Annotated in this window: 10 protein-coding genes and 1 riboswitch; of the genes, 3 read left to right on the top strand and 7 right to left on the bottom strand. The window is 42.1% G+C overall.

What is annotated here, in order from left to right; genetic code table 11:
* Positions 1 to 165: transposase (locus AC5WJX_RS12055; protein ID WP_494483316.1), on the top strand; the 165-nt coding region annotated here is incomplete at its 5' end.
* Between the two features lie 144 nt (positions 166 to 309).
* On the opposite strand, the gene AC5WJX_RS12050 is transcribed toward AC5WJX_RS12055, so the two are convergent.
* The 4 genes from AC5WJX_RS12050 to AC5WJX_RS12035 all read right to left on the bottom strand — a co-directional run bounded on the left by AC5WJX_RS12050 (position 310) and on the right by AC5WJX_RS12035 (position 4,235).
* A complete protein-coding gene (locus tag AC5WJX_RS12050; RefSeq protein WP_494484720.1) occupies positions 310 to 1,488 on the bottom strand; it encodes a lycopene cyclase family protein in 1,179 nt (392 codons plus the stop codon).
* On the bottom strand, positions 1,473 to 2,414 hold the full coding sequence (locus AC5WJX_RS12045) for an L-histidine N(alpha)-methyltransferase (RefSeq protein ID WP_494484719.1): 942 nt from the start codon (positions 2,412 to 2,414) through the stop codon (positions 1,473 to 1,475). The genes AC5WJX_RS12050 and AC5WJX_RS12045 overlap by 16 nt, the downstream gene beginning before the upstream one ends.
* Positions 2,407 to 3,567 (bottom strand): ergothioneine biosynthesis protein EgtB, encoded by a 1,161-nt coding sequence (egtB, locus tag AC5WJX_RS12040; RefSeq protein WP_494484718.1) that lies wholly within the window; start codon positions 3,565 to 3,567, stop codon positions 2,407 to 2,409. The genes AC5WJX_RS12045 and egtB overlap by 8 nt, the downstream gene beginning before the upstream one ends.
* A 107-nt stretch (positions 3,568 to 3,674) precedes the next feature.
* Positions 3,675 to 4,235: a pyridoxamine 5'-phosphate oxidase family protein gene (locus tag AC5WJX_RS12035; RefSeq protein ID WP_494484717.1), complete on the bottom strand. Its 561-nt coding sequence runs from the start codon at positions 4,233 to 4,235 to the stop codon at positions 3,675 to 3,677.
* Positions 4,236 to 4,347: 112 nt separating this feature from the next.
* Here AC5WJX_RS12035 and AC5WJX_RS12030 point away from each other — a divergent pair, with 112 nt between their 5' ends.
* Entirely contained in the window at positions 4,348 to 4,638 is a 291-nt protein-coding gene (locus AC5WJX_RS12030; protein ID WP_494484716.1) for a hypothetical protein, read from the top strand.
* Here the strand turns inward: AC5WJX_RS12030 and AC5WJX_RS12025 are convergent.
* From AC5WJX_RS12025 to AC5WJX_RS12015, 3 genes are all read right to left on the bottom strand, one after another.
* Positions 4,635 to 5,324, bottom strand: coding sequence for an SIR2 family NAD-dependent protein deacylase (locus AC5WJX_RS12025; RefSeq protein ID WP_494484715.1), 690 nt, complete (start codon positions 5,322 to 5,324; stop codon positions 4,635 to 4,637). The genes AC5WJX_RS12030 and AC5WJX_RS12025 overlap by 4 nt on opposite strands.
* 74 nt (positions 5,325 to 5,398) lie before the next feature.
* Positions 5,399 to 6,001, bottom strand: coding sequence for a DUF6580 family putative transport protein (locus AC5WJX_RS12020; protein WP_494484714.1), 603 nt, complete (start codon positions 5,999 to 6,001; stop codon positions 5,399 to 5,401).
* Positions 6,002 to 6,033: 32 nt separating this feature from the next.
* Complete coding sequence (locus AC5WJX_RS12015) at positions 6,034 to 7,905, bottom strand: TonB-dependent receptor plug domain-containing protein (RefSeq protein ID WP_494484713.1); 1,872 nt, start codon at positions 7,903 to 7,905, stop codon at positions 6,034 to 6,036.
* A 93-nt stretch (positions 7,906 to 7,998) separates the two neighbouring features.
* Positions 7,999 to 8,192, bottom strand: a riboswitch (cobalamin riboswitch).
* A gap of 196 nt (positions 8,193 to 8,388) precedes the next feature.
* On the opposite strand from AC5WJX_RS12015, the gene AC5WJX_RS12010 reads away from it, so the two are divergent.
* Positions 8,389 to 10,845, top strand: a complete 2,457-nt coding sequence (locus AC5WJX_RS12010) for a penicillin-binding protein 1A (RefSeq protein ID WP_494484712.1) — start codon at positions 8,389 to 8,391, stop codon at positions 10,843 to 10,845.
* The last annotated feature ends 7 nt before the right edge of the window (positions 10,846 to 10,852 follow it).

The raw sequence follows: 10,852 nt of genomic DNA, 5'->3' as shown, positions 1-10,852 counted from the left end.
GGAATAAGGCATCGAAAGAAACGATGCTTTGATGTTGAGCCAGTCTTCGCAAATATCAAACAGAACCATGGGTTCCGCCGCTTTATGCTCCGGGGTAAAGAAAAAGTCGAGATCGAATGGGGTTTACTCGCGATAGCACAAAACTTAAGGAAAAAAGCAGCTTAGAAAGGCTGTTTTTGCTGGTTGTGATGCGGCAAGCTTCCGCTAAGCACCACTTTCTACCCTTGATGATCAAGAAACTCTGAACAACAAAAAACAGCATCAACAAAAAAAAGAGGCCAATCATCTTTCAATGATACGGCCTCTTTTTTATTGCACTAGCTTTGAGTACGCGACCTTAACTAATGCTCTGACAAAGGGCAAGGGTTTCAGGCTTAGAATGATTCTGAGGTCTTCTGATAATGAACTTTCCGCATCCAGGAACTTAAAGATGTAGTCGGCACGGGCATTTCTGAAAAGATCACAGAACAACTCATGTCCCTTATACCTTTCATCATCTAGCACATTCAATAGTATTGCGTCGTACATTCTTTGCTTCGCGTTAATTCCTTCCTTAATAGGTAATGGTTTTCCTGAAGCTGTCCAGCTACTGAGAACTCTCGAAATTGTTTTTTGAACATTGGTGAAAGTATATCCCGTGGCACCTCTGGTGTCTCCTCCTATTGTTCCAATGTTTATAATATTTCCATGTTTTCTTGCAAACCGATGATCTGTCATTGGAATTATGCCAAACTCAGTATGCGTAATTTTATATTTTTTGAGCTTTAGAATATCCTTTATATAGGTAGAGATCGCTTGGTCATAAGAAACCTGATCGAGTAAAGATTTAGAGAATAACGTATATTCAACAAAGAGTTTACCTGAGCTCAGTGGGAGCGTGTAAAAAAACGTGGTTCCATACTCCTGGTTTGTTCTATAATCCATAAGATAAGCCACATCCTTGTTCATCGTGACCTCGGAGGATTCTATCACCACCCCTTTGAAATGTTGTAAGAAATACTGTGCTGTATTAGTGAGTTTTGGCTTCTTATAGATGGAATTGAAAGTAAAAACAGACTTTATGGTATGATATTCCGTATCAGCGCCACAGCAATCTTGGTCCGAAGTAAGGGTTACAATTCGCTCATTTAGAAACTGAACATTCTCAAGGCTAGTCAGATAGGCAAGCACATGTTCGTAAAAATCCACACTCCTGATGGAATGATAACAATATGAACCCGTGTTCAAGGGAATCTCCTCTCCTGAGTTAGAAAAAACCAGCAGCCGGGGCCAACTCTTATATATTAGATCATCAAAATCGCCACTTGTTTTCTGCCAAAAAGACCAGGTTTTATCGTTTTCCCTTTTAACGACTGGATCAACAATAATGATTCTTTCACGCTGCCATATGCCACTTTTTAACGCACGATAAGCCAAGCTTAAGCCTGCCAGACCAGCACCGCAAATTAGTATATCGCAGTTAAGTTGTTCTTTTATTTTACCTCCCATAGAATATCGAGAAACCAGCGCTTTGAATCAAAAAAGGTTTCTACAACACCAAAGTTAGTCTGATTCGCCAGTTCCAGAATTTCTTCAAGCGAATATTTCTGTGAAATTTCCATATCTATCACCTCAGCGGCATCCATTTGGAAACGCTGGCCGGCAATCTTAAATTCCTGGGCCTCCAAACTAAAGAGATAACTCTTGCAGGCACCAGTAAGTGGATCATAGCTATTATAATGTTCAAAATTTGAAATCTCGATGTCACCACCAAGCTCATCATTAATGCGCCGGAGTAAATTCAAGTTGAATGCCTTGGTATAACCTTCCGAATCATTGTATGCATTAAAGATGGCATGAGGATTTTTTCTAAGATCAAAGCCGATCATCACGTAATCACCTTTATTTAAAGCCTCATGAAGCTTGTTGCAAAAAGATAGCGCCTCACTGGGGTTCATATTACCAATATTCCCTCCAAGAAATAATACGGCCTTGCGTCGATTGGAGATCTCCTTCGCCTTCTCGACCATTGGAAAATACTCTCCATTTAAGCCATGTATATGTAGTCCAGGCACCTTTTCCGGAAGTGTTACTTTCAAGTAGTCTATTATAGAGGCTGAAATATCAATTGGCATATAGGTAAACGGAGTTTGTTTGTCTACTAATGCTTGTAAAAGATAGCTGGATTTCGACGCGTCCCCAGCACCAAGTTCCAGCAGGTCAAATTCATGTAGTTTACTCTTGAACAGCGCTGCAATCTCGGGTCCACGGGCTTTGAAAATTTCAAACTCGCAATTGGTGAGATAATACTCATCACTTTGCATAATTTTCTGAAAAAGGGCATCTCCTTCTGCATTATAAAAGTATTTGGAATCTAACTTTTTGGGAATGGCACTTAAGCCTGAGATCACATCATTTAAAAATTGTTCATTCATTTTTTGCTAGTCTAATTCCGCTATACATCCAGCGTAGCTGCGGGTGAAAGAAATTTCTGTAAGTTGCTCTGCTATGCCCCGGAGCCGTTGCAATTGATGCACCCCGGAGTACTTTTTGGTTAATCATGAATTTGCCGTTATACTCTCCTATTGGTCCAGGTACCCGCTTAAACCCCGGATACGGTAAGTAGGCACTCTCCGTCCACTCCCACAATTTACCCCAATTAAAATGACGAGCAGCTATCTCCCACTCAAATTCTGTGGGCAATCTCATACCCTTCCACTGCGCGAAAGCCCAAGCTTCATAGAAGGAGATATGCATAACCGGTTCATCAGGCTCCAGTGCTTTCAGCCCACTCAAATTGTACCTATACCAAGTTCCATCGATCTCATACCAGTATAGCGGTGCATGAATTCCATTCACCTTCATCCAGTCCCAACCTTCAGCATGCCAGAATTCGAAGCGTTTATACCCCCCGTCGTTTATGAATGCAAGGTACTCTTGGTTTGTCACCAATGATTTTGCAATTGCAGCTTCCTCCAGGAATACACGATGACGGCCCTTCTCATTATCAAAATGAAAGTCATTGCCAGCATAACCCACTTCATACAGCCGGGCATCAATATTATGCCATCCGGAATCCAAACCGGCAAGATCGTTTTCGATGGTATCCTCCTGATAAGGTGGAAAAAGTGGATTGTGACCCAATATATATTTGATGTCGTACCATAGAAGTTCCTGATGTTGTTCTTCATGATTAAGCCCAAGTTCAACAAGTTCAGCAATGGGTCCAACCACCATTGTAGCGCCCAGGAACTTCATCATTGCTGCATCAACATAATCGCGATATCGATAAACCTCATCCACAGTCGGACGGCTTAAGTTGCCCCTATCGATTCGTATTACACGAGCACCCAATGACTCATAATAGCTATTAAAAACAAAGTGGTATTCAGGATGGTATACTTTGTAATCAGGTACGTTTGGAAGCAACACAAGCGTTTCAAAAAACCATGTCGTATGGCCAAGATGCCACTTGGGTGGACTAACATCAACAATTGGTTGAACCACGTAATCTTCTTTCTCCAATCTGGAACAAATTTCAACACTTCTGGCTCGTACTGTTCTGTACTGCTCTGAAATCAAGTTCATTTTACAAGTTAATACATCTATTAAAAATAAACAAGGCATATAGTTGCTTGTGCCAAGCAGCTATATGCCTTTCTATATACAAATTTCCGACGGCTTTGGAAGCTCGCTTAAAAATCAAGATTACCCTCAATAGAATCGTCCATAGTTTTGCCGGTAATCACTGAAGCCGCCATTTTAGCAAACGCAACAACGTCACCATGTTTATTATCCCAGTAGTAAACATTCGTAGGTACCACTTTTAACAACGTGATGTTTGGATCTTCCTTGCCACCCTGAAACCAGGTTTTTAGCAGTGGCTTCCATAGTTCATCTATCTTGGCCTGATCGGTGCTAATCTCCGTGATGCCATATACGTTCAGGAAACCTGAATTCGTACTTTCTTGAAAAAGGACATGCGTGAAGGGATCACTGGAAATTTCGCCGTTTTTAGTACTGTCTTTCATGCTCATAAACCAAAGACTTCCTTCATCGTCAACCTGCAGCACATTCATTGGCCGGATGGAAACGGGTAGTCCGGTTTTAATATTCGTACAGAAAAAGCAATTCTCCGCCTTGGTTGCAATAGCTTTCAACTTTTCAAGCGCTTCGTGACCTTTTAATGTTCTGATATGCTCATCATTGGGTTGGGTGTTATTTGAGCTATCCCTTGATTGATCGTTATTTTCCATATTCTGATGTTTTATGCTATTAACACCATCGAAATGGGATTGTTTAAACCCTATCTGAAATTTAACCTGTCAGCGGCTGCAAACATTTTAAAGACCCCGTGGTTATTTGCGCATGAATCCATTTAACATTCGAATTACCAATACCGGACAAAATCTGACACTAACCGTTTTACCTACTGAAGCCGGTTATTACAAAATAATCTACTATGCAGCAGTACTAACTGCAGTGCAAAAGACCCAGAACGGTGACTGGATACTTGTAACAAAAGATGACATTGAAGCAGGAGATCTTCCCTTTTACCTACCGAGCGCTGATGGAGATCGTCTGGAACCTAGCTTGGATAAAACCTTTGCAAGCGCAGTTGGCTCCGCAATTGAGTTGGAACTTGACCAGAAGGCCTAATGCCCTTTTAATAATTCAACAAACTTAGTCATACCTTCAACCGCTTTCTCTTCTATCCTTATGATATTCTGATAGCCCTGAATGGACGGAATTTTTGGATCAATAATATATTTTGGGGTTTCTCTCGGCACAAAATCTATAAGACCTGCGGCTGGGTAAACAGCCAGTGAACTACCAACAAGTAAAAAAATATCAGCTTTTGTACAAAGTTCAGCAGCAACCGAAATCATTGGAACTTCTTCACCAAACCACACTACATGAGGACGCAACTGACTGCCCTTTTCGCATTTATCACCCATTCTGATTTCGGCACCTGCAACAGGATAGGTCAAACTCGGATCAAGAGATGATTGTGCCTTTGTGATCACCCCATGAAGATGTAGAACCGAGGTCGACCCCGCACGCTCATGCAAATCATCTACATTCTGCGTAATGATATCAACCTGAAATTCCGACGCTAACGCTGCCAGGATGAGGTGTGCCGCATTAGGCTGTGCGTCCAGGACTTGCTTTCGGCGCTCATTATAAAACTGCTGCACCAAGGCCGGGTTCCGCTTCCAGGCTTCCGGAGTAGCTACATCCATAATATTATAACCTTCCCATAGGCCGTCGGCATCACGGAAGGTTTGAAGGCCACTTTCTGCGCTGATCCCCGCACCAGTTAAAACAACAAGTCGTTTTTTCATATTCAAATATAACAGGTACAAAAAAGAAAACCCCTTTTGATTGAACAAAAGGGGCTTCCAGTATACTAAGTGATTTAAACTGTTATAGCACGCTGACCTGCATTAAAGTTCAATACAGGGAACTTTGCTTTTAAAGCTTCAAATGCGCCGAACATAATAACTCCATATCCGATTGTACCATACAAGAAACGGTACTCAAACGGAATAGCAGCAGCCAATACACTCCAAAAACCAGCAAGCGTTTGCGGATAGAAGGCAGATCCATACCAGATTCCGAAATCAGTCACAATCCAGTGAATCATTACGGTTGCTAACGTCGCTGCAAGAAAGCTAAGCACGTTTACATTTTTCATAATGAATTTGCTGGTTAATACCATTAGCGCAAACGCAGCATAAACCCAGTACCAGCCTTCATATAAAAAGCCGTTACTTGCCGATTTATAAACCGTAAGTGAAAGAAGAACATCACTCAACAGCAATGTTAAAATTGGAAAGCTGAAAGATTTCAGGTTATTGTTAAAATAAGCACCCCCGAACATCGCCAATGCGCCAACAGCTGAATAATTTGCTATTGCCTCCAAATCGCCAAACATTGGAAGTAGCACTCTTGAAAGGCCAATAATCACTATAAAAAGGATTAAGGTTAGTGTACGTGGATTGAATTTGATATCTGCCATGATTGATTATTGTTTATACAAAATTATCAATTTTATCTGAAATTAAAAGCAATGCCTGCATTCATGTTAAAGCCCATACTGCTGTACCCGTAATATTCGGTATACTGCTCGTCAAAGACATTTTTAAGATCAGCAAATAACCGTAGCTGCGTTTTTGGTAGTTTATATTCCCCGTAAATATCTACCAGGTTGAAGGCCGGCATTGTCACGATGTGTGGATTGTTAAAGTCAAAATCACCATCAGTACGTTTACCTAGCCGCTTCAGATTGGTACTTACAAAAAATCTGGAAGTAGCCTGCAGTCCCAGGTTCAAGCCGAAAGTGTGTTTAGGCCTGCGAAAAAGGGTGTTCTCCGTTTGATTGTTCACAAAATTGAACTCATTGCCTTCAACATAGGCATAGAATCCCGTGGCGCTGAACTGGCCGATTTTTAGCCGAGGTTCAACCTCAAAGCCTTTTGCTTTCTGACTTAATTGGTTAACGTATCCCCGGTTGCCATAAACAATAGCATCGGTAAGATCGCGGTGAAAAGCACTGATTCTTAAACTTAGATTATTGTCATTGCTCCTGACGTTTACCCCCGCTTCATAATTCTGTGAGCTTTCTGGTTTGAGGTCTACATTCGCGCCATATAAACCAAATAACATATCCAGTGTTGGTGCTTTGAAGTTTGTAGATACGGTTCCAAATAATTTAACATACCTCGTCAAATCATATGAGGGTGTAATGCTGTAGGTGTAATTGTCCCCATATTCTTCATGATTATTATATCGCCCCCCGACCTCTAAATTAAATCCTTTAAGATCATGTAAAAACAACGAGGTGTAAGTGCTGAAAAGATTAGCATGCGCACGATAGCTACCTTCAAGCTTTGTCAACCGATTATCTACACCTACAAGCAAGGTCAAGTTACCTCCGAGTTGCTGGCTATAATATAAATCAAGTAAGTTCATCTTACCTTGCGACTGACTCACTCCATACTGGTTTCTGGTATCGTTCCAGGTAGTTTCGTAGCTATAGTTGAAGTTCAACTTGCCTGTACCGAACTCGTATTTTGTATTTAACCCCGCGTTGTAGTGTTTTGTCTTGTACCTGTTATCCGGATTATCTAAAAAGGCACCACCATCAAAATCATAACGCCCATAAAAATATCGGAAAAATGGACTGATACTAAGTTCCTTCGTTGCTTGCAGCGAAAAATTCGCGTTTAAAGCAGCAGTCCGGTTTCCATCTTTTTCAAACGGGACTCCAGTGCCTACTGAATCAGCGGCTTCCGATATGCCAGCGGTTTTTGCCTGCGTATATCCAATATTGTAAGAAAAGCCCGAAACGTTACTGTTTATGCCGATAGTTCCTTTATAGGTGTCGAAAGAACCAATGGACCCGTTACCAAAAACGCTACTCACATCTGAACTCCCCTTTTTAGTGATAATATTAATCACTCCAGCAACCGCGTCAGAGCCATAAATGGTTGACTGTCCACCTTTAATGATCTCTATATGATCAATTTGATCAATTCCAAACATCCGCAGGTCAAAAGCAGAACCAGCTCCGGAGGGATTTGCGACAGGAATGCCATCGATAAGCACAACAGCGTAAGCACTCCCTGCACCGCGGATAAATAATCCTTTGTTCAAGCCCTGGTTACTTGTTGCGCCACCCACAATCACGCCAGCCTGCTCACTAAGCAACTCTGGCAAGGTTTTACCTACACTACGTTCCAGTTGCTCAGCGCTGATGATGTTTACCACCTTACCTGTCTGATTTTGTTTTTGATCGTTTTTGGTGGCCATGATCACCACCTCCTCCAATGATTTCACCTCCTGCGCAACAGCAGAGTTTAAAGCCAAAAGTTGTGCAAGCCCAAGACCTGCAAGTGCATAAAGTTTTTGTTTCTTGTTCATTTCTGTGGTTTAAGCACAGCAAACAGTAGAATAAAAAGAAATGAGCAGTCTGTACACTACGAACCCATCTCCAGCTTCAATCCCCGAAAGCTATGAAATAATATGCTGGTGGCAGGTCTTCTGACTTACTCCCAAAACAACCGCCTTCCCATTTTGCAACAGTGGCATGGATGGCTGTTTTGTTTACAGAGCTTACAGCTGCGGGACAGTTACGGAATTACACCGTATTCCCTTTTAATCCACATGAGATCGAAATTCCATGCAGAACCAAAAGCGCTGCAAATGTATCAATATTCTCTTGTGAAGCAAATAATTCTAGGTAGCTGCAGCAACTTCAATACCTAAATTTATAACAGGCAAATAACAGGCAGATGTTCCTCAACCTGCTATTATTTAGTTCTTCCCTAAAATTTTAGTAATTTAATTACGTTAATTTGCAACCATATATAACCTTTACTACTATTTTATACTGACCTTAAACCTATGTTTAGAGAAATCGGGAATAAATTCATCCGTTATACGCTCATATTAATTTTTGCTATTATCCTTTTCTTCTGCGCCCTACAACTCAACTTCCTCTGGTTGTTTGGATATTCACCATCTTACACTGACATAAAAGCACCTACTCAAAGGGTAGGTTCTGAACTTTATACGGCCGACGGAAAACTCATCGGCCGCTACTTCAAAGAAAACCGAACTCCAGTCGATTTTAAGGAGATTGCACCAAGTGTGATCAACGCCCTGATCGCAACAGAGGATGTCCGTTTTTATGATCACATGGGCATAGACTTTCGTTCCCTATTATCAAGTAGTATCTCAACAGCCACTGGAGACAAACGTGGTGGAAGCACAATCACTCAGCAACTTGCCAAGAATCTTTATCGTACACGTTATAACAAATCTCAGGGCTTCACGGGTAAAATCCCTTTGGTCAGGACAATTGTTTCAAAGCTGAAAGAGTGGATGACAGCAGTAAAGCTTGAATCCAATTACTCAAAAAACGATATTATTACCATGTACCTAAATACGGTTTCATTTGGAAACAATGCATATGGCATCAAAACTGCAGCAAGAACCTACTTCGACCGGGAAACCGACCAGTTAACTGTTCCTGAATCAGCCATGCTGGTGGGTATGCTTAAAGGCACAACATTATACAACCCGATCCGGAATCCAAAAAATGCGCTCGACCGCAGAAACGTTGCCCTGGCGCAGATGGCCAAATACAACTATATCACTGCGGCGGAGTTTAAATCTTTTAAAGAGACGCCAATTACCCTGAAAGCTGGTGACCTTGAAGAAAGCAGCGACGGTGACTCCTATCTACGCACAGCCGTCGCCAAATACCTGGAGAAATGGTGTGAGGAAAACAACTATGACCTTTATGAGGACGGGCTAAAGATCTATACGACCATCGATTCCCGGTTACAGCAGTATGCCGAAGAGGCAGTAGCAGATCAAATGAAGACGCTGCAAAAACGATTCTACAACGCCTGGGGAAAGGAAGATCCATGGTATGATTCTGAAAAGCAAAAGGTAGACTATCCGGATAGGGCTATGCGCAACCTGAGAATCTATAGTTTATTGCAAAAGAAATATCCAAATGAGCCGGATTCCATAACGGCATACTTCAATAAAAAGAAAAAGATGAAAGTGTTCTCCTGGAATGGAAACCGGGATACACTATTCTCTACCCTGGACTCCATTCGATATTATGGAAAGATCCTGAATACAGGAATGATGACACTAGATCCTTTCAGCGGGAAAATTAAGGTATGGGTCGGTGGTATAAATCACCGGTTCTTCAAATATGATCACGTGAACCAAGCGAAACGTCAGGCAGGCTCGACCTTTAAGCCCTTTGCTTACCTGGCTGCACTGGAAAGCGGCATGAATCCTTGTGATACCTACGTAGATAAGCCTGTAAAGATAACCTATGATGAAAAGGGTAAGAAGGAAACCTGGGAACCGAAAAACGCAAGCTGGGGAACAACCTATCAAACCATGTCACTAAGGCTGGCCATGGCAAGATCTGTAAACACCATCACCGCACAGGTTACTGAAGATGTCGGTTGGGACAAGGTCGTTCAATGGGCACATAAAGCGGGGATTGAAAGCCCGCTTCAATCTGTCCCATCGGTGAGCCTAGGTCCAAATGATGTAAGCGTGTTCGAAATGGTCCGGGCTTACGGAACCTTCCTGAATAAAGGGGTAAAAACCGACCCGATACTAATTGAAAAGATCACGGATCTGGATGACAACCTGATTGAAGATTTCAAGCCAAAAACCGAGCGTGTGTTATCAGAAGAAATTGCATGGCTAATGCTATATATGTTGAGGGGCGGTATGGAAGAACCGGGGGGAACATCACAAGCATTATGGGAATGGGATCTTTGGAAGAAAAACAATCAGATTGGTGGAAAGACAGGTACCTCTTCAGACTATGTAGATGGCTGGTATATGGGCATTACTAAGGATCTTGTAACTGGCGTATGGGTCGGTTGCGACGAACGTACCGCCCACTTCAAAAACAGTCAGACCGGTGAAGGATCCAGAACCGCACTGCCGATCTTCGCCAAGTTCATGGAGAAAGTTTATAAAGACCCGAATTCCGGCTATACCTTCGGCCAGTTTCCAAAACCCACTGTCGAGATCACCAGGAATTACAATTGCCCGACCCCGCGCTATGTGCCCGACACAACGGCAACAGACACCACAATTGTTGACTCCCTTGATGTAGAACCGTTTCCTGTGGAAGACCCAGTTTTTGAACCAGTACAAGAAACCGTAAAATCAGAAAATAAAAAGCCTAACGAGCCTGCACAGCAGAAACCAGTAGCGTCGGAAGAACCACTTACCAGAAAAGAAGAAAGAGAATTAAGACGAAAACAGCGTCAAGCAGAAAAAGAAGCTAAAAAGAAATCGAACGGAGATACATAACCTTAGA

The organism is Pedobacter sp. NEAU-ZC8 (genome assembly GCF_059278965.1).
This window is presented reverse-complemented; position numbering and strand designations above follow the sequence as displayed.